This window comes from Eudoraea chungangensis, assembly GCF_029360665.1.
Taxonomy (GTDB): domain Bacteria; phylum Bacteroidota; class Bacteroidia; order Flavobacteriales; family Flavobacteriaceae; genus Eudoraea; species Eudoraea chungangensis.
This window is the reverse complement of record NZ_JARDUB010000004.1, coordinates 183,812-204,147: the sequence shown is the minus strand read 5'-3', so window position 1 is coordinate 204,147 and position 20,336 is coordinate 183,812. Positions and strand designations below refer to the sequence as shown.

At 38.2% G+C, this 20,336-nt stretch carries 15 protein-coding genes; 8 read left to right on the top strand and 7 right to left on the bottom strand.

Features of this window, described 5'->3' with window-relative positions:
* Window positions 1-8 precede the first annotated feature (8 nt).
* The 7 genes from PXG98_RS10890 (at window position 9) to PXG98_RS10860 (ending at window position 7,721) form a co-directional block, all read left to right on the top strand.
* A complete protein-coding gene (locus PXG98_RS10890; protein WP_276391042.1) occupies window positions 9-1,349 on the top strand; it encodes a RagB/SusD family nutrient uptake outer membrane protein in 1,341 nt (446 codons plus the stop codon).
* A 252-nt stretch (window positions 1,350-1,601) separates the two neighbouring features.
* Complete coding sequence (locus PXG98_RS10885) at window positions 1,602-2,312, top strand: FadR/GntR family transcriptional regulator (protein ID WP_276391039.1); 711 nt, start codon at window positions 1,602-1,604, stop codon at window positions 2,310-2,312.
* Window positions 2,313-2,535: 223 nt separating this feature from the next.
* Window positions 2,536-3,822, top strand: coding sequence for an MFS transporter (locus PXG98_RS10880; protein ID WP_276391038.1), 1,287 nt, complete (start codon window positions 2,536-2,538; stop codon window positions 3,820-3,822).
* A gap of 51 nt (window positions 3,823-3,873) precedes the next feature.
* Window positions 3,874-4,626, top strand: coding sequence for an SDR family NAD(P)-dependent oxidoreductase (locus PXG98_RS10875; protein WP_276391037.1), 753 nt, complete (start codon window positions 3,874-3,876; stop codon window positions 4,624-4,626).
* A gap of 19 nt (window positions 4,627-4,645) precedes the next feature.
* Window positions 4,646-5,686: a sugar kinase gene (locus PXG98_RS10870; protein ID WP_276391035.1), complete on the top strand. Its 1,041-nt coding sequence runs from the start codon at window positions 4,646-4,648 to the stop codon at window positions 5,684-5,686.
* Between the two features lie 10 nt (window positions 5,687-5,696).
* A complete protein-coding gene (locus PXG98_RS10865) occupies window positions 5,697-6,365 on the top strand; it encodes a bifunctional 4-hydroxy-2-oxoglutarate aldolase/2-dehydro-3-deoxy-phosphogluconate aldolase (RefSeq protein ID WP_276391033.1) in 669 nt (222 codons plus the stop codon).
* Window positions 6,366-6,446: 81 nt separating this feature from the next.
* Window positions 6,447-7,721 carry an Nramp family divalent metal transporter gene (locus PXG98_RS10860; RefSeq protein ID WP_276391032.1) on the top strand — a complete coding sequence of 425 codons (1,275 nt, stop codon included), beginning with the start codon at window positions 6,447-6,449 and terminating at the stop codon, window positions 7,719-7,721.
* 155 nt (window positions 7,722-7,876) lie between these two features.
* Here PXG98_RS10860 and PXG98_RS10855 read toward each other — a convergent pair whose 3' ends face one another.
* The 3 genes from PXG98_RS10855 to PXG98_RS10845 all read right to left on the bottom strand — a co-directional run bounded on the left by PXG98_RS10855 (window position 7,877) and on the right by PXG98_RS10845 (window position 13,989).
* Complete coding sequence (locus PXG98_RS10855) at window positions 7,877-9,367, bottom strand: Gfo/Idh/MocA family protein (RefSeq protein WP_276391031.1); 1,491 nt, start codon at window positions 9,365-9,367, stop codon at window positions 7,877-7,879.
* A 64-nt stretch (window positions 9,368-9,431) separates the two neighbouring features.
* Window positions 9,432-13,076 (bottom strand): ABC transporter permease/M1 family aminopeptidase, encoded by a 3,645-nt coding sequence (locus PXG98_RS10850; protein ID WP_276391030.1) that lies wholly within the window; start codon window positions 13,074-13,076, stop codon window positions 9,432-9,434.
* Between the two features lie 25 nt (window positions 13,077-13,101).
* Window positions 13,102-13,989 carry an ABC transporter ATP-binding protein gene (locus tag PXG98_RS10845; protein WP_276391028.1) on the bottom strand — a complete coding sequence of 296 codons (888 nt, stop codon included), beginning with the start codon at window positions 13,987-13,989 and terminating at the stop codon, window positions 13,102-13,104.
* Window positions 13,990-14,275: 286 nt separating this feature from the next.
* Between PXG98_RS10845 and PXG98_RS10840 the strand changes: the two genes are divergently transcribed.
* A complete protein-coding gene (locus PXG98_RS10840) occupies window positions 14,276-15,562 on the top strand; it encodes an alpha/beta hydrolase family protein (protein ID WP_276391026.1) in 1,287 nt (428 codons plus the stop codon).
* 63 nt (window positions 15,563-15,625) lie between these two features.
* Here PXG98_RS10840 and PXG98_RS10835 read toward each other — a convergent pair whose 3' ends face one another.
* The 4 genes from PXG98_RS10835 to PXG98_RS10820 form a co-directional block, all read right to left on the bottom strand.
* Window positions 15,626-16,504, bottom strand: coding sequence for an alpha/beta hydrolase (locus PXG98_RS10835; RefSeq protein WP_276391025.1), 879 nt, complete (start codon window positions 16,502-16,504; stop codon window positions 15,626-15,628).
* A gap of 372 nt (window positions 16,505-16,876) precedes the next feature.
* Window positions 16,877-17,431 (bottom strand): type 1 periplasmic binding fold superfamily protein, encoded by a 555-nt coding sequence (locus PXG98_RS10830; RefSeq protein ID WP_276391023.1) that lies wholly within the window; start codon window positions 17,429-17,431, stop codon window positions 16,877-16,879.
* A gap of 34 nt (window positions 17,432-17,465) precedes the next feature.
* The gene (locus PXG98_RS10825) at window positions 17,466-19,865 is read right to left on the bottom strand and encodes a TonB-dependent receptor (protein ID WP_276391021.1); all 2,400 of its coding nucleotides are present in this window, start codon (window positions 19,863-19,865) and stop codon (window positions 17,466-17,468) included.
* A 37-nt stretch (window positions 19,866-19,902) separates the two neighbouring features.
* On the bottom strand, window positions 19,903-20,232 hold the full coding sequence (locus tag PXG98_RS10820) for a hypothetical protein (protein WP_276391020.1): 330 nt from the start codon (window positions 20,230-20,232) through the stop codon (window positions 19,903-19,905).
* Window positions 20,233-20,336: the final 104 nt, after the last annotated feature.

Sequence of the window (20,336 nt, the reverse complement as noted above, 5' to 3'; positions counted from 1 at the left end):
AGTAAAAAATGAAAACAATATATAGATTAGTATTAGGATCCTTGCTGTTATTTACAGCATGTGATAATGATTTGGATCAATTCCCGCCAAACATCGCTAGTTCAGATTCATTGGAAGATTTTGCTGGAGTTTTGAACGCAGCGTATTACTACCAGCTTGCATCTGTTACACCAATGGCTGTTATGGGCGAATTTAGATCGGACAATGCTTTTATGTTCGAAGAGCCATATCCTGCGTTTGATAGATTTAATAGTGATTTAACAGACATGGAGGATCAATTTTTTGGCCCGTTCTATACGGCTTCATATAAATCAATATTAAGTGCGAATATTGTAATTGAAAACTCTTCCGATGCTGAGGAAATAGGAGAAGCTAAATTTTTGAGAGCCCTGGCTTACTTTAAATTGGTGCAGGTGTTTGGAGATGTTACGGTAAATTTATCGGCTGAACCAAGCCTAACAGATACCTCAATTTTAGTAAGGCAACCAGCCACTGAGGTTTACAACAATGTTATCATTCCTGATTTGAACGATGCTATAGCAGCCTTAGGAGTTGAAATTGTAGATGGTAGAGCATCCAAACTTGCAGCTCAGGGATTATTAGGGAAAGTATATGCCTCCATGGGTAATTATGGAAGTGCTGAACAACATCTAGCCGCAGTTGTAAATGGAGCTGCAGCGGCGGGTATAAGCTTAATACCCAACTATGGTGAAATTTTTGGTGCCGCCTACGAGGCTGGTAATACAGAGATTATTTTTTCAACACAAATAGTAGGTTCTATAGTAGATGAATATGCATTTGCGTCTCGCTTCTGGAACTGGTTTGTTGGAGATGATTCCAAATCTGATTTTCCTGTAGACCCTGATTTAGTTGCTGCTTTTGATGCCAGTGATCTAAATGGTGGAGGAACCGATTTAAGAAGAGCTGTTACGCTTAGTGCAGAGGGAACTACCGCTATAAAATTTCCTAAAGATGGAGGCCTAGGTGCTGAACATGACTGGATAGAAATGAGGTTAGCAGATATAATTCTATTATATGCAGAAGCCCTCAACGAAAATGGTGCTCCGGCTTCAACAGTGCTTCCCTTGCTGGATGACATAAGAACGAGAGCAGGTTTAAATAGTTTAACAGGAACGGCAAGTTCGCAAGCTGAGGTTAGACAGGCTATTCTAGATGAAAGAAGACTAGAGTTGGCCTTTGAAGGACATAGGTGGTTTGATTTGGTGAGAACAGGAGCTGTTGATGCTGAAATTGGAGAAGCTGTAAATCCTAATTACTATGTATTTCCTGTTCCTATCTCAGAAATTCTTGCAACCGACGGTGTGATTACGCAAAACGCTGGGTACTAGTTGTAATATTCAGCTCGTCTCTCTAAATAAATGTACATCGAGCTAAGAGTTTTTGTATTGGAGATAAATTGATTAGAAATGAAAGAATATAATAATAGTTGTTTGAGTTAGTTTTTTACAATAGGTAATACCGGCCTATTAAAAGGGCCGGTATTCCTTAATTAAAACTAAGTAGTTTTTATGTTAGATCTATTTGTTCTAAATTTAGCGAACTAGTCTGGTTAACCAATTTTGAATTAAAAATTGATATCTATGAAATTAGAAGTCTTTACTAAAAGTGAGAATCGTGAAATTCAAAACACTATAATTTCTGAGATTCGTAATCTTATTAATTACAAGAATCTGGAACCTGGGGATAAGTTGCCTTCGGAAAGATCGCTTTCAGAAAAGTTTGGTGTAAGTAGAAGTAATGTTAGAGAAGCCATACAAAATTTAGAATTTTATGGAATATTGAAGTCTATCCCTCAAAGTGGGACTTTTGTAGCAAATATTGGCGTTACCGCTATGAATGGAATGATAGAGGACATATTGACTTTAGAAGATCCTAACTTTAAATCCTTGGTGGAGACTAGAATACTATTGGAATTAAAAACTGCAAGATTGGCTGCATTAAGACGTACAGCGGATGATCTCATTTCAATGCGGACTTATCTGGATGCGTATAATGTTAAGGTGAAAAATGGTGAAGATGCAGTACAGGAAGATTTACTTTTTCATTTAGCTATTGCTAAAGCTTCTGGTAATAGGACTATGAATCGATTAATGCTTATTATAACTCCGGGTATTTTAACCAATTTTGAAAAATATCATGTCTGTGATGTAGACCAGGCCTTTAAAGGAATGCAGGAACACGAGGATATTTATTCCGCGATTGAACAACAAAACCCACGTTTGGCAAAAGAAAAAATGAAGGTACACTTTAAAATGTTGTACCAATATTGCTATAATATAAATGAAGAATAATATTGTGAGTATTAACAAAATACTTATGATCACATGAATTACCGTTGGAGGGAAATTTTATCAAATCGAATTTACGATGAGAATCTTTCAGCTTTAATTGAATAAGTTACTCCTTATATTATTGAAAAGTCTTGAAAATGCTAACGAATCTGGAATCTGATTTTATAGCTAAAGGTGTTTCTGTGGATAATTTTAGCACCAAACCCTTTTAAATAAAGAAAATATGAAAGTTAAAGGACTAAGATGGTGGATTATTGGGTTAATCTTTGTTGCAACTGTCATTAATTACATAGATAGAACAGCATTTGCACTGTTGTGGCCACAAATGGGGGAGGATTTAGGAATGGACAAATCCGACTATGCATTTCTCTTAAATATTTTCATGGCGGCATATGCCTTAAGTAAGTTTCTCTCAGGAAGATTGTACGATCAGATTGGAACTCGAATAGGATTTACTCTCTCTATTATTGTTTGGTCTCTTGCAGCTGCTTTTCATGCCTTCGCCAAAGGCATAATATCGCTGTCTTTAGTTCGAGGTCTTTTGGGGATAGGAGAAGCAGGATTGTGGCCAGGTGCCGTAAAAAGTAATGGTGAATGGTTCCCGGCCAAGCAAAGAGCTCTGGCACAAGGCATATTCAATTCTGGTGCATCTATAGGGAACGTAATAGCACCAATCATTATAGTATTCCTTTACTCGAAATTTGGTTGGAAGGCAACATATGTTATACTAGGACTTGCTGGCTTACTATGGGTTATTCCATGGTTAATATTGAATAAAACTGGCCCTAAAAACCACCCATGGATTGCTGAGAAAGAACGTGAGTTCATTTTAAGTGATAATGCGCGAAATGCGGTTGAAACTGAGGAAACTGAAGGTAAGAGTTTGAGTTTAGCAAAAATACTGGGTTTCAAGGAATCTTGGGGCGTACTGTCGTGCCGTTTCTTTATTGAACCTATTTGGTGGTTCTTTGCTGGCTGGATGCCCATCTATCTCAATTCAAAGTTCAATCTAAGTATTGAAGAAATTGGTAATACCATGTGGATCTCCTATTTGATGGCCGCTGCTGGCAGTATTTTAGGTGGTATGTTTACGGAAGAGGCCATTAAAAGAAGTTCAGTGGATGTGGGAAGGAAATTAAGCATTGTATTAGGAAGTGCTTTAATAATCATAGGATTCGTGGGTATAATTCTTTTCGTTAAAGAAACGAATTTTATGACCTTCATTTATCTGGCAGGTGTTGCCTTATTTGGCTTTCAATTTGCTATCGGTAACATCCAAACATTGTCAAGCGATTTATTAAGCGGGCCATCTGTAGGGACATTAGCCGGATTAGCCGGTACAGTTGCTGCAGTATCCCCAATGATAATGAATTGGTTCATTGGACAAATTACAAAAGGAGGCTCATATATACCCGCATTTGTGGCAATCACAATTTCTGTAATTCTTGCAGTCCTAGCAATATTCTTTTTTATCAGAAAAGTGAAAATAGTAGATGCCAGAGCGTATTGAGAAAATAAATTGATTAAAAAATATATAACAAAAAATAAAACAAGAATCTAAATGAATAAAGTAGCAGTAATAACAGGAGCAACCGGAGGTATCGGTTTCCAGGTAGCAAAAAGACTAGGTAAAGACGGATATACTGTTGTGTTAAACGGTATTGAAGATGAAATAGGTGCTAAAAGAGTTGAAGAACTTGCCAAAGAAGGAATAAATGCGGAATACTATGGTTTTGATGTTACCAATGATGAAGCGGTAAGCGCAAATATTAAAAAAATAGGAGAAAAATATGGACGAATAGATGTCTTAGTTAACAATGCCGGCGGATTGGGCGGCAGATCGAGGTTTGAAGAAATGTCTACCGAGTTCTACAGAAAAGTTATGGCACTTAATCTGGATTCTGTATTTTTTGCTTCAAGATCGGCAATACCTTATCTTAAAAAAGGAGAAAACAGTTCAATTATTAATTTTACATCCAATGCCGCATGGACGGCCGGTGGACCGGGAGCAGGAATCTATGGGACGTCAAAAGCGGGTGTTCATTCTATAACTAGGGCTTTGGCAAAAGATCTTGCTGAATATGGGATAAGGGTAAATGCCGTTTCTCCAGGTACCATAGACACTCCATTTCATGCCCAAATAAAATCAACAAAACCAGAGGTCTTTGCTTCATGGAAAAACAATATCTTGCTAGGGAGGTTGGGTCAGCCAGAAGATGTAGCTTCCGTTATTTCGTTTTTGGCAAGTAACGACGCCTCATTTATTACGGCCGAGACAATCCAAATAGGTGGCGGTCAGGCGCTAGGAATTTAGTATAAAAAATAAGACTAAGATGAAAAGAGTAGTAACCTTTGGAGAAATAATGCTGCGTTTGGCCCCTCCAGGCTTTTTGCGGTTTTCCCAAACAACCAGTTTTGATGTTATATACGGGGGTGGAGAATCTAATGTGGCCGTGTCTTTGGCAAATTATGGTGTACCCGTAGACTTCGTTACACGATTGCCTAACAATGACATAGGGCAATGTGCCCTCATGGAATTGCGAAAAAGAGGTGTTGGCGTAGAAAAAATTATTTACGGAGGAGATAGACTTGGTATTTACTTTCTGGAAACTGGCTCTGTAAGTAGGGGAAGCAAAGTAGTTTACGATAGGGCACATTCTGCTATTTCCGAAATTGAATTAGGGATGATAGATTGGGACGAAGTTTTTAAGGACGCTGGATGGTTCCATTGGACGGGAATCACACCAGCAATATCCCAAAATGCGGCAGATGTTTGTTTAGAAGCAGTTAAAGCAGCCAGTAAACGGGGAATTACTATTTCGACAGACTTAAACTATCGTGCCAAATTATGGCAATATGGGGGTGACCGGGAGGCAATTATGACAGAATTGACTTCCTATTGTGATATAATTTTGGGTAATGAAGAAGATGCTGAAAAACACTTTAATATTAAACCAGAAGGATTAGACATAACGAAGCAAGGACACGACGTAAAGGCGGAAGCCTTTTTATCTGTTTGTAAACAAATGATGGAAAAATTTCCAAGAGCACAAAAGGTGATTACAACACTTAGGGGATCCATTTCAGCCTCTCATAATACTTGGGCAGGAGTGTTATATGACGGCAAGAAAATGTATGAGACCAGACAGTATCAAATCACCCATATTGTTGATAGAGTAGGTGGGGGTGATTCTTTTATGGGAGGACTAATTTACGGTTTGCTTAAGTATCCTAAGGACGATCAGAATGCCCTAGATTTTGCAGTAGCCGCTTCTTGTTTAAAGCATACTATAAAAGGCGATGCGAACTTAGTTACCGTAGATGAGGTACAAAAATTAATGGGGGGCGATGCTTCTGGAAGAGTAGTAAGATAAATTGTTTTAAATGGCACAGTACACAAGGATTCAGGTTGCAAACGTAATGCGTGAGACGGGAATGGTACCCTTGTTTTACCATCCCGACGTAGAATTGGGTAAGAAAGTCTTAAAAGCTTGCTACAAAGGAGGTGCTAGACTAATAGAATTCACTGCTAGAGGAGATTTTGCCTTTGAAGTCTTCTCTCAGCTTAATAAATATGCGCTAGAGGAGCTTCCCGGACTAATAATGGGTGTTGGTTCTATTACGGATGCTGCGGCGGCCTCGTTTTATTTACAGATGGGTGCCAATTTCATTGTAACACCTTCTATGCGAGAAGATATCGCCATAGTTTGCAATAGGCGTAAGGTATTATGGTCACCTGGATGTGGTTCATTAACCGAAATAAATAGGGCAGAAGAAATGGGCTGCGAAATAATAAAACTTTTTCCTGGCGATATTTACGGACCTGGATTTGTTAAGGCAATTAGGGGTCCACAACCATGGACAAGTATAATGCCAACCGGCGGAGTTAGCACGGATAAGGCTAATTTGAAGGCATGGTTCGATGCTGGCGTAGTATGCGTTGGCATGGGTTCAAAACTTATCAGTAAGGAAATTCTTGCGAATAAGGATTTTATTTCTTTAGAGAAAAGGGTTAGTTCTACCTTGGCACTAATTGCCGAATTACGGAATTAATAGAAGAGGAACTTTTTTATAAATCCAAAGAGTTTTCTCCGATACTATAATATCCCCTGGTTTACTCACTAGACATTGATTATGAATGAAAACAAACCTTCAAATTCTCTTTTCAAAAAGTTTCTAAAATTAATTTTGGCTTTTGGCCCGGGAATATTTGCCATAGGATATACTATTGGTACCGGAAGCGTTACTTCAATGATAGTGGCAGGAAGTACGTATGGGATGCAATTATTATGGGTACTCCTGATAAGTTGTATATTTTCTGGTTTGTTAATGTATGTTTATGGTAATTATACACTGATTACAGGTGAAACGGCCTTATTTAGTTTTAAAAAGCATATCAGGGGTGGTAAAATTATCGCTATCCTTATTATTGTTGGGATATCTTTTGGTCAATGGAATTCCTTAATGGGTATTTTGGGTATTTCAGCAAATATCCTTTTTGAAATATTTCTTATCTATTTTCCCCAATTGGAAGGAGTACGGTACGAGAGTGTTCTAATCATTGCTATTGTAGTTATAGCCGTCATGTATTCCTTATTACTCGTAGGTAAATACACTTTCTTTGAAAAAATTTTGGTAGTCTTTGTTACCATAATGGGGCTCTCTTTTCTTGTGTCTTTATTTATGGTTTATCCATTGCCAATAGAGGTTTTACAAGGTCTTGTGCCTTCTATTCCTGCAGTTGAAGGTGGCAAAATGATGGTGGCAGCATTTGTTGGTACTACCATGGCGGCGGCTACATTCTTATCACGCCCGCTCTTTGTACAGGGTAAAGGTTGGACGATTCATAACTTAAAACAGCAGAAAAAAGATGCCATTATAGCTGCTGTACTGGTATTTATAATAAGTGGTTCGGTTATGGCCGTGGCCAGTGGAGCTCTTTTTCATCAAGGGGAGCCAGTTACCAAGGTGTTGGATATGGTAAATACCTTGGAGCCCATAGCCGGAAAGTTTGCACTGACCCTGTTTTTCTTTGGAACGCTTAGTGCAGGTCTGTCTTCCATTTTCCCGTGTTTGTTAATAGCGCCTATCCTTCTAGCAGATTATCAATCTGGAAAGTTAGATACAAACTCCCGGCAGTTTAGGGTTATAACGGCTATTGCCTGTTTGTTTGCCCTTATTGTTCCTGTTTTTGGTGCTAATCCTATAGAAATGCAAATTGTATCACAGGTATTCAATGTTTTTGTTTTACCGCTAGTTATTTTTGGAATTTTACTACTTATAAACAACAGGGAAATAATGAAAAACTACAGAACAAGTCTTTGGATAAATCTGGGTTTAGGTGCTTCTTTAATATTTTCTTGCATAATTTCTTACAACGGCGTTGTGGCACTTTTCAGTTACTTTTAAAAATTAAAAGATTGAAATAATCTTCTAAGTACCCTTTATTATAGACTAAGATTTAACCTATGTCTGGCGTTTTATAGTTTTTTATATTAGGATATGTCCATTATATATAACCTCACTCATTAGGATTTTAATAATTCCGTCTTAATACAGTATAGTTAGCCCATAGAAGGTAAAGACCATCCATTGTGATAGGTGTGCTTAATGAACTCCCGAGCAGCTTGGTAGGCATTTATCTCAAGTCTTTTAACATCCCAGTTGGGATTTCCATTTTTGCGATCGAAATGAAAAGATTCTATGACTTCCATGGTATCGTTTTCTGAAATGTTGGTGAAGCGCATGGCCTCCCCATTCCAATCGAGGGTTTTGTTGAGTCCTTGTAACCTAATGGCAAGAACTCCCAGTAGGACCATTTCATTAAAGGGACCTGCATACCCAAAATGGGCAGATCCATTAACTCTATTTTCAGGGGATTCCTTACACGCCCTAATCCAGTCCTGTTCATGAGGTCCGTCTATATATTTTACCATGTCGGGGATTCTGCGAAGGTAGGGGGTTACCTTTGGGACCCTTCCGGATAATAATCTTGGGTTAAATCCACCACTATCGCATATCAGTGTATCTTTTGTCCCGATAAACATACATCCCCCTAAGCCATCTCTTAATAAAGGAACCCCATCAGCGAGTAGTTCTGGCCTGTCTGGTAAGAGCCCACCGTCATACCAGTGCACTTGCACTTCTGGTAGTGGCAACTTTGCCATCGCTTCTCTGGCGGGAAAATCGAAACGGACTTTCTCCGCATTCGGAGCACTTTCTGTATTTAAGCTGGTAGAACTCCCGGAGATAGCAATGGGGTACTTGAGCTTTAAAGCCCTGTAAATAGGATCCATGACATGGCAAGCCATATCTCCAAATGCCCCTGTGCCAAAGTCCCAAAATCCTCTCCAGTTCCATGGGGTATATACCTCATGATAAGGCCTTTTTTTGGCCGGACCAATAAACAGATCCCAATTAAAATTTTTTGGAACTGGCATTTTTTCCTTCGGACGTTCCAGTCCTTGAGGCCAGATAGGACGATCGGTCCAGGCATGTGCCTCCTTTACCTCTCCAATTTCTCCATTCCATATCCATTCACATAATTGTCGTACTCCATCGCCAGAATTACCTTGATTTCCCATCTGGGTAGCTCCCTTATAATTTTCTGCTAATTTTGTCAATAATCGCGACTCATAGATTGAGTGGGTAAGTGGCTTTTGACAATAAACGTGTTTATCCATAGTCATAGCAGTGGCGGCAATGGCTGCATGGGTATGATCTGCAGTAGCTACAACTACCCCATCGATAGAAGGACCCAGATCTTCGAACATTTTTCGCCAATCGTAAAATTTTGCTGCCCTTGGAAATAAATCAAAACAAGGTTTGCTAAAGTTCCAATCGATGTCACATAAGCCAATAATATTTTCAGAATTCATGGCATTTAGATTGTGCATTCCTTTCCCGCCAACCCCTATACCAACAATATTTAGTTTGTCACTCGGCGCTTTATGTCCAAGACCACTTATGGCAAAACTTGGCACAATGCTTATTCCTGCGGAGGCTGTTAAGGATTTCTTTAAAAATTCTCTGCGCGACTTTTTGGATGGTTTCATGGTATTAGGTTTTATTATTGGTAATATATTTTTAGGAATAAAAGTAGATAAGACTTCTTTGTGATTAATCGGAAGATTCCTCAATAGTCACCAGGTTGTCGTCCGGAATCCTATCTATCATCTTATTATATGGATCAATTCCAGCCTTAAAGGGCAGGTTGTCTACTACATAGGTAAAACTACTTTTCCCTGGTTTTATCCACTTCTTTTCTAGGATTATTGGGGATTTAATGGTCATCCCAGCCTTATTTTTCTTGTCCTCACCAAAGACACCAATCTCTATGAGATTTGGATTTTGAGGGGAATCCAAGAGCTTTCCATTCCCGTCGAAATAACTTTTTGAACTTTCTATATTAATAGTGATTTCATATTTACCATTTTCCAAGGTTTTATAGATGGCTTCACTGGTTTTATTAGAATAAAGGGTTATTTTTTCAAAACTATCCTCTAAAAAATAGTTTATAGAATCTGGGGTGACCGATTTAATATAATCATACCATTCCAGACTTGTGGCAAAAGGTGCTTTTTGTCTGTACAATGCAGAATCAACAAAACGCTCAAAACCTTTGTTTAAGGTTTTCTCCCCTATTAGATCTTGCAGGGCATATAGAATAAGTGCACCTTTCTGATACCAGACATATGCCTGATTATCATTGTCTAGTAGTGTTTTTTCAAATTTACTTTCGTTGGCTCTACCCCTTAGGTAATCGTCCAATTCCTCTTTTAGGAAGCGTTGCATGGCATCTCTACCATATTCTTTTTTCATTACCATCAAGGCTGCATATTCGGCCATTGATTCTGAAATTTGATTGGCACCCCTAGTTGCTGATGGAGTTACCTGATGAGCCCACCATTGATGGGCTACCTCATGGGAGGTAACAAAATAGGCATAGTCTAAATCTTCAGGGTCACTAAAATTTCCTACCCAGGCAAAACTCTCCGAGAAAGGAACTGTGTTGGGAAATGATTGGGCAAAACCAGCATAACGCGGAAATTCCATAATCCGTATTTGGCGGTATTGGTAAGGACCAAAATTTTCTGAAAAGTAATCCAAGGAATGCTTTACACTCTTAACAAAGCGGTCAATATTATAGGTGTGTTCGGGATGGTGAAAAATCTCAATATTCACTTTTTTGCCATTTTTACCGGTCCAAACCTCCTTGTATATTTCGTATCTGGCAGAAGAAATATTATAAAAGAAGTCTAGGTCGCCTTCCATTTTATAGCTGTAATATTTACGTCCATTTTCTTCCCATTCTTTTTGCAAATACCCAGGCATTATAGCCAACTGATCGGGGGCTGTACTGACTGTCCCTTCGAAAGTAACATAGTCTGCATCGTCATTGAAAAGAAGGTTTTTAAGGCCCCAGCCATCGTTCTGTGAGGGAAGGCTATAGTCTTTGGTTGGGAGTTCGTATTTTTTTCTGTCCTGATCACTTGTCAGTTCTTCTTGCGTATCATATCCAAACGAAGGAAAAAATGAATTATCCATAAAAGTTCCATTGTAGACTATTTGTCTTCCACTTCCTTCATTGGGAAAGCCTTTAAAGCTGCCTGTAACGGTAAGCTCCATAACCAAGGTATCTCCTGGGTTCATTCTGGTGCCCAATGCATATATTTCATAATTGAAATCCTCATATTTCCGTCCAAGTACTGGCGTTCTTCCATTTATCTTAAAGGCTTCTACTTCCTTGTGAAATATTCCCGGACTACCCCAATTTAAATGTAACGAATCTATGGGCCTGATTGATTTATTTACTAGTTTGTAAACTGTTTTTATGGTCGCACTCCGATTTTCAGGGAAAAGATCCGCTTCTAATTTAACATCCACAACTTTGGGCTGATCAATTCTATTGTATTTGCCAAGTTGTTTTTCGTATTCAGCACTGGCTATGGTACCGGCTTTTTCGGTTTGGTAGTTATTTATAGTTTTCGTATTGTAATTTATGTAGAGTCCGCTACCTAAGCAGATTGCCGCCAGTATTATCATAGTAGAGATGGTAGCCTTGTTCAACCTCCCTTTGGCTAAGCGTAACCGGGATTTTCTTCCAGTATCTGTACCTCGTTTCCAAAGTAGAAAACCTAAATACGCCAATAAGCCACCGAACGCCAGCCAATATATTCTAAACCAAAAAAGTGCAGTTCCAAAATGCCCAAAGCCATTCATGTCTGATATTGTGTAACCGGGTGCGTAGGCATATAAATACAGGTTATTGTCTACATCCATAAAACTGTTTATGGCAAAAAGGAGGGTCCAAATGGCAATGGCGACCACATGGCCAATAAATTTTTTTGTTACCACCGAATGCACGAAAAATGCGAGCATTACAAAGGTGATATACTTCGGAAACTCAATAAGGTATAAATCTGTAAAATACATACCGAATTTAAAGTCGTAATACCCTTTGGTGATTTGGTTAAAAACCCCACTTACTAAGACTAAATTTACCAACAAAAAGCTGATAAAAATGAGCGCTAAAAACTTGGAACCATAGATCACACCATTTGGAATAGGAAGGGATCCAAAAATCTGATCATAGTTTACACCTCGTTCTCTATGCATCACTTCCCCTGTCATAAAGACAATTAGAACAAACATCAGGACGATAAAGTTAAAATCCTTCACCTCTAACATATAATAAGTTGTAGGGAGGGAAGGAGTCCCATAAAGCGGAAAGCCATACCAACCATCAAAAAACAGAAAAAGCGTTGCCGCTATTAATATTGCAATAAAGAAGTTGTCTTTTACAATATTTTTAACTTCCATTTTCGCTAAATCCAGAAGTATTTTAAGGTTTAAACTTTTAGAGTATACTTTTTCTACGCTCGGAATTCTTTCCAAAACAGCACTTACATTTACAGTCTCATTCTGTATTTTAACTTTTTTAGTGCTGTATTTTCGGTTGAGGAAACGTTGAAAATCAAATTTAAATACGGTATATAGCAAGGCAAGTAGGCCTATCCCCACCCAAAGTATACGATTCCATACTAACATTCCGGTAATTGGAACTGTTTTGGTATTTTGTTCTTCTGGGGTCCAGTAATCGATGACATTTGAATAGGTGCCAAAGCCAAAGGGATCAAAAAGACTTACTAAATCTTTATTCTCAATATCTTGTGTAAGCGTTAAGGTAACCAGGTAGGTGATAAAGAGTATGGCTCCTCCGGCATAAGCCAGCATAATTCTCTTGGTTAGGGCTACAAGGGCAAAAAAGATACTTCCCGAAACGAAAAAATTACTCCAATAAAGGATAAATGTTGGCTGTAAATAGTAGGACAAATGAAAATCTGTAAATCGTTCTGGTTCTACATACCCTGCGTAAGGACCAATAGCAAAACCAGCAATAAGCCCAGCATGAAATCCAAGACTAATTAAAAACAGGATGGTAAGGGAACCTAAAAACCTACCCAGAACGTATCCTTTTTCACTAATGGGATAGGTGAAATAATAATTTTCTGTTTTATGTTCTATATCCCTGTAAATAGGAACACCCATTATAGCACTTGCCAACATTACTCCAAAAATACTAATGGTAATAAGCATAGTAGCTATACCAATAGGGGAATTCACAAAGACCTTTTCAGAGACTGGTCCATTTCCCCCAATAGCTACAATCAATCCGAAAACCAGGAGAATTCCAAAGTATGCCCATGTGGCCGGTCGTTTTAGTCTATACTTTAATTCAAATAAATATATCTGTCTAAACATTATTTTTTGTTTTAGTGAATGGAACTTAATCAACAATGGCCTCCATGCGCGAAGTGATTTCCGCAAAATAGACATCTTCTAGATTCGCTTTACTTTTTTCAAATGAGGCGTGGGGTTGTTCTTCACTAATAACATGAATAATGGTCTGACCGGCTTTTAAATGGGTGGAAATAACTTGAAAATCTTTCTGATAGGCCGCCAGTTCATTTTTATCGACAGGTTTTTTCCAAATTTTACCAGCAACTTCTTTAGTTAATTCGCTGGGATTCCCTTTCGCTACTACCTCCCCAAGACAGATAATGGCCATATTACTGCAGAGGTTAGAAATATCCTCTACAATATGCGTGGAAAGTATTACCACAGTATTTTCGCCAATTTCACTTAAAAGATTGTGAAAGCGAACCCTTTCTGCCGGATCCAGACCTGCAGTAGGTTCGTCTACAATAATAAGATTAGGGTCTCCGATAAGAGCTTGCGCTATGCCAAAGCGTTGTTTCATACCCCCAGAATACGTGCCCAGACTCCGATTTCGAAATTGCCAAAGATTGGTTTTTACTAAAAGAGACTCTACAAGGCTCTTACGTTCACCTTTATTGGCTATTCCTTTTAGACTAGCAATATGATTAAGCATATTGATGGCACTTATTTTGGGGTAAACTCCAAACTCTTGCGGGAGATAGCCTAATATTTCTCTAACCTTTTTTTTGTCATTTAGTATATCAATGTCTCCGAAGGTAGCGCTTCCTGAATCGGCTTCCTGTAAGGTAGCAAGGGTACGCATTAGCGAAGATTTCCCGGCTCCATTTGGCCCTAAAAGGCCAAACATCCCCTGGGGTATGGTTAAGTTCACATCTTTTAAGGCGTGTACACCATTGGCATAAGTCTTATTTAAATTACTTATAATTAATTCCATAATTGTGTTTAGGTTAGTTTAAAGTACCATTACTACAACAATAGCATAACCAAAGGTTTATGTATTTTGCTGCTCTTTACAATATCCTAAATATTTTTTTAGTATTCAGGAATCCTTTATTTTTTTTAATTGTAAAATTGGTGTTAGTCCTTATTGATCGGAGTATTAAGCCAATTTGGTAGAATAAATTTTTGAATAAATTGTAACATAAACCCGTTGTAGTAGTCTCCTTTAAGAGAGGTGTTTGTAACTATAAGACCTTCCTTACTTTATTAAATAGCATAATATGAAATATCACTTATGTCTTTTGGTACTTACAATTGCTGTTTTTACTGGAGTTTGCCAGGTAGAAGACGGAATTAGGCCAGGTATTTATTCAGGTACTTTTCAAAAGGGGAATTTTAAGGTAGATCTTAGTTTGGAAGTTCAAAGGGATTCGGATGATTGGATGGTAAGCTTCAGTAGTTTACAACAGAATGCTATTGGAATCCCTGCACGGAATATAGAGGTTTATAAAGATTCTCTGTCTTTTCTTCTTCAAAGTGATCGATATACCTATCAATTTAAAAACAAATGGGACCCTATAACAGAAGAGCTAAAAGGGCTTTTGGTGGTGAATGGAGAAGTATTTCCTTACCAGCTTTTGGAGATCCCTTCAACCACCGCTAAGACCTATTCCGTTCAGGACATACGATTTAGCAACATGAAATTAGACTTTGAAGGCACTATATATTCACCCAATAAACCTAATGGTAAAGGTTTAATTTTCTTAACCTCTTCTGGGGGTGGTGACCGTAGTGGATCAAGAGCAGAGGCAATATTATTTGCCCAGCGAGGATATACAACCTTTCATTACGACAAAAGAGGTACTGGTAACTCTAGTGGAAATTGGCAGGTTGCAAGCATGAAAGAATTGCTTTCCGACGATACAAAGTCAATAGAATATTTTTCCAAGATTACCGGCATAAGTTTAGATAGTATAGCCATTAAAGGTAGTAGCCAGGGCGCTACAAAGGTGCCATATCTACTCTCCGTTTTACCCGGACTTCATGCTGGCATAGTAGTTAGTTGCCCAGGATCTAGTTTGCTAGAAAGCGACATCAATGCATGGAAAAACAATAACAGGGCTAAATTAGGAGAAGAAGTGGAAGTTGCGGCAGAGATGCAAAAGATGGTTTTTCAATATATTGGGGGTACGATCTCTAAGGAAGAACTGACCAAAAGACTGGCTTTGGAAGAACAGCAGCCGTGGTTTGAAAGTGTCTGGGTGCCAAATTTAGACGAAGTGGTGACAGACCCTAAATTAACGTATTCCCCCTTGCCATATTTTAATAAAATAAAGCAAGACTTACTTCTGCTACAAGGTACAAAGGATGAAATAATTCCCCCCGAAAGTCATGCTATAATTGCCACTCATATTAATTCGGATGCCAGGTTAAATTTTCAGCAGGTTCTTTTAGAAGATGCCAATCACTCTATGTACTATGTTGGGGAATCGGATTTTCCTTATTGGGCAAAAGTTCACAAGGACTATTATAAAATAGTGAATCATTGGCTAGATGAAGTCTTTTAAGACTAACACGCCCCATCCTGGATTAAGAGATTAACAGAGCCGCGCCTCTGGAGGATTATATAACTATCTCCAAAAGGAATCACTTATAAATTTTAGACCAATGGGTAGCGATTCTCTCCAAAAAGGCCAGGTATGTGCTCCATCTCTAACACGGTACTCGTGTGGAATTTGTTTTAAAATCAGTTGCTTGTGTAATTCCGCATTTCCAAGGGTAAGAAAATCATCATCTCCGCAATCAAAGTATATTTTTACGGATTTTAATAGCTCGGGGTCTTTAGTCTTCACCAAATGAAGGACGTCGTACTCTTCATAGCTTTTGTTTAGACGTTTTTCACCTTTAAGACCAACCATATCCGGCATTGCCTTAGATACATACCCGTTCATGGCATCTTGCTCGGAAGTTGTCACCGATTCTTCTGTAAAAACAGCAGAGCTAAACGCCGCAAGTACACCAAATATCTTGTCGTATTTTAAACCTAGTTTTAAGGATCCTGCACCCCCCATGGAAAGCCCGCTCAGGGCAGTATAACGCTTTCCTTTTCGAACACGATATTCACTTGCTATGAATGGGAGTAATTCTTTTATAAACATGTCTTCGTACGGATAGCTGCCATCCGTTCTGTTCATGTATAATCTGTCGTCTCCATCGGGCATAACAATTATCATTTCCTGAATATTTCCTGCATTTACTTCTTGGTCGGTAATTCTTTGCATATTACCTGCCTCTATCCAACTGGTTTCGTCTCCTGTATAGCCATTTAAAAGGTAAACTACAGGATAGTATCGTTGTGAATCTTCATAACCATCAGGTAAGTAAATAGAATACTTTACCTCCGTATTTAAGAGCTCACTTTTCATACTTAAACTCTCCAGAAGCTTGCTTTGTGCTACTAATACAGTACTAAAACAGAAGGCAAAAAGGAATAGAAAGAAATTTTTCATGGATTGGGTTTTAAATTATTGGTTGCTAGTTAGCTAATGGTCTTATCTATTGCTACCAATAGTAGCTTATAGATGGTTAAGATAAGAAAAAAGCCATCAATAAGAATATATTAAAAAAGGAAGTTCTTTATTCCAAAGGACTTTCTTTATAATCAGATTGGTATAAACTTTTTCCATTAACGCTTTGGAGCAAAAATGTTGGCCCAAGATTCTTCTTTTAGGCTCTTGAGTTTTTTTTAATAAAACCTAATCCCCAATTTCTTTAATCAAACTTTGGATAGGGGCCGCTGCAGAAACAAAAAGAGAACACAAAAAAACCGCTTCTTTTATTAAACATCAAAAGAAGCGGTTAATGGAATTAAATGATTTTTCTTATTGAATCTCTATGTCAAAAGTAGCCTCAATATCTGTTTCTCCGCCAGCGTCGCTTAAGTCGTTATTTGGTTTCGTTGGCTCATGTCTTAGGGTAAAACTCAAAGTACCTGAGCTTACCGCTCCGGCAACCAGACTAAATTCTGTCCCTAAATTGTTGCCGGCTGTATCAAAATTAGAGTAGGTAGTAGTTACATCTAAGCCGCCCCCGGGAGTAAAAAAGAATTGGTGCTCGTCACTTTCTTCTTCTACTTCTTCCGTAATATTCTCCGCAGGACTCTCTGTCTCATTTAATAAGACGATGCTACCATTGTAAGTTGCACCACTTGTTAAATTACCAGATACGTCTATAAAAGGAGCATCAGGACCATCTCCGTCAAGGTCTCTTGTAACCAAAGTAATTGCTGTGCCTCCAGTACTGGGTGTTAGCGTAACCGTCATGGTGGTAATTAACTCCTCTTCATTGATGATTTCCGGAGCATCATCGTCATCCGAGCAAGAAGTTAACACAAGTCCTGTAAGTGCGATAATGGATAAAAATTTTATAGCTTTCATAATAATATAATTTTTATTTAAAATTTGTTTTTATTTAATAATTCAATTTAATATTCAATAGTAAATTCCTGCCGAGGTCATCTGCGTAATATCGTAGTCTATTCAGATAGTTTCGGTAGGAGGTATTAAAAATATTTGCAATAGTTAAACCAACTGAAAGTGTTGATTTTGGGTTTAAAGTAAAGTCTATATTAGAATTAAAATTTAACAGATGATAGGCATTCGGTGGAGTGCTTACATCTACTAATTCTGTGGTTCCTGTTTCTGGAACAAACACCTCAAAATTGTTGTCGGGGTATTCATTTTGTCGAAAAACGTATTCACTTTGAAGTTGCAGCCATAAGTTGTTAATCTTTGGATTCTGGTATACTAAGGCATTTTTAAAATTTGCGGCTGGGAGGTTTATGAGAGGCTCGTCTTTTTCAACATCATACCCTTTTACTAGTGCAAATTGACTATAAAAGCCAAAATTGCGATAAAAGTCGTACGAGGCATCTACATCAATCCCCAGCATCTGCGCATTGGTTTGTCTGTATTCCCAAACCTGAAAATTACCCCTTATGGTCTGTGAAATTCCTGTTGGCTCTAGCACAATAAAATTGTTTATTGAATTGCTGTAAGGGCTAATTGAAAAGCCAAAGGCTTCTTTTTTCTTCTGAAAACTTAGGCTAATATTATGCCCTACTTCAGAGTCGAAAAGAAGATCACCAAGTTCTATCCTTGATGCAGAATGATGCAGTCCCTCACTAAATAATTCAGAGGGGTTAGGAGCTCTAGAACTCAGCGCATAATTAAAGAATAGCTTATACTTAGAGTTAATATCATACGTAAAGCCCGCACTTGCAGATAGATTACTAAAGCTTGGCTGTGGATTGGTCAAAATCTGATTGTTGAACTCTTCCACAATGATTTCAGGAATTAATTCGTCGTAATTCCGAGATTCCCAAAACGAAGTTCGATAGAATTTGAAAACATCCATATAGGCGTAATCGAATCGTAAGCCGGCTTCGAATAGCCACTGCTCGTTAAGGGAATATTCCCCCAAAGTATATATTCCTAGTTCATATTTATCATAATCCGGAATTAGCCTTCGTACACCAGTCTCTGGGTTCGCAAAATTATTCTGATACCTTCCCATTATTCCAGATTTCATACGAAACTCATCTGCGAGTTTGTAGTCGAGGTCTAGTAATAAAGTATGTGTATCTAGCTGTAAATCAATAGATGCCTCATTTCTATTTGCACCTCTTCTAACATCGAATTCCAGACGGTTGTTCTTTTGAAAGTCGTATTGCAAACTCAGTTTACCTATATTATGAAGCCTCTTATAGCCTTTGACTCTCGCCAGATGATGAGTAACGTCTTGCTTAGGAGGTATAATATTGTAGGTAAAATCATTGATAATTAAGGGCACAGGGCTATTTATGGCCCGTACCTGATCCTGAGCACTACCTAAATGGGATGCTGCTAAGATTCCAATCTCGTTTTTGTATAAGGAGTAAAACCCTTCAACCCCAAAATCAAAACGGTTAAGTCCAACACGCACAGAAAAGTCTCTTTCAAAAAGTCCTGTGTTACTTAGAACATAGTCTGGTGCTTCAAAATCTCCAAATCGTTTTAGCGTACCTTGGAGTGTAGTATACCAACCGCTGTCAAAGCTTTTGGTTAGACTACTTGTTAGTGCGCCACCTCTTCCATTGGTTGCACCACTAAGGATTGTTTTTCCAAAAAGACTGTCTTTAACGGCAACCTTAGCTGTTTCTGCAATAACCACTCCGCCTATCGCATCTCCCCCATATTGCAGAGCTCCGGATCCTTTAACCACCGTAATTTTTGAGGCCATATTTACATCTAGGTTTGGCGCGTGTTCGGCGCCCCATTCCTGATCTTGCATACGAACATCGTTGTTTATGATTACTACTCTACTGCTGTGTAGTCCGTTTATCATAGGCTTCACTATAGTATTTCCCGTATTTAAGGAAGAAACACCATTAATACTATTCAAGGCATCTCCAAAAGTACTACTACTATAACGATCAATTTCTGTTTCGGAAAGCTCGTTAACTAACTTAGTACTGGTATTGTTAGAATTCGCCTTGCCTTTTACAATTACCTCATTTAGTTCTTCCAGGTGATGCTCTAATTTAAAATTCCTCTGGGTGTTTTGACTAATTCTAATTTCAAATCCCTTGGTGTTACAAAAGGGATGTGAAATCTGAAGAGAATATTTCGCATCACATAGGTTAGTGATGACATATTCACCATTTTCATTAGTCGTAACATCCTGACCAGTTTCACTCACAATTATAAGTGCCCCCACCAGTAAAGTACCATCGTGTTGATCTGTAATAGTACCCTGTAGGGTATTATTACAATTTTGTGAGTAAATAGAAATACTACTAAATAACAGTAATAATAAGGCGTAGTAGCGCATTAGATGTCTTAATTATCATAAACATTTGTTTTTGGAATTAAGACAAAAGGGGAGGAGCTCTCAGCTGTTTGTTCGTAAGAACACAATTGTCGAGCGTAAACACAACAAATAGCTCCACCGTGGTATAAAATAATTTGGGTGTAAAAAAAGCTGGCAATTTTGCTAGCGTATAGTCTAAGGACGCAGGGTGAAAGTCGCATAGGGAGCAATCCAGGGCTACTTCGTGTAAATGTGTATTTACATCCTCACAAACTTTGTGCTCATGTTTTTCTAATATATGAAAAACCTGAAAAACCATCGGCAGTAATAATACCGAAGAAAGTATTAATGCAGAGCACCAAAGCAGAATTTTACTCCTTATCCTCATTTTTTAATCCAAACCAATTTCAAATGTACTCTTCCTGAAAGAAAATAAAAAGACTATTCTCATAAAATTTGCATAAATATTCTCGCTAGAGCCTGGATTTAAAG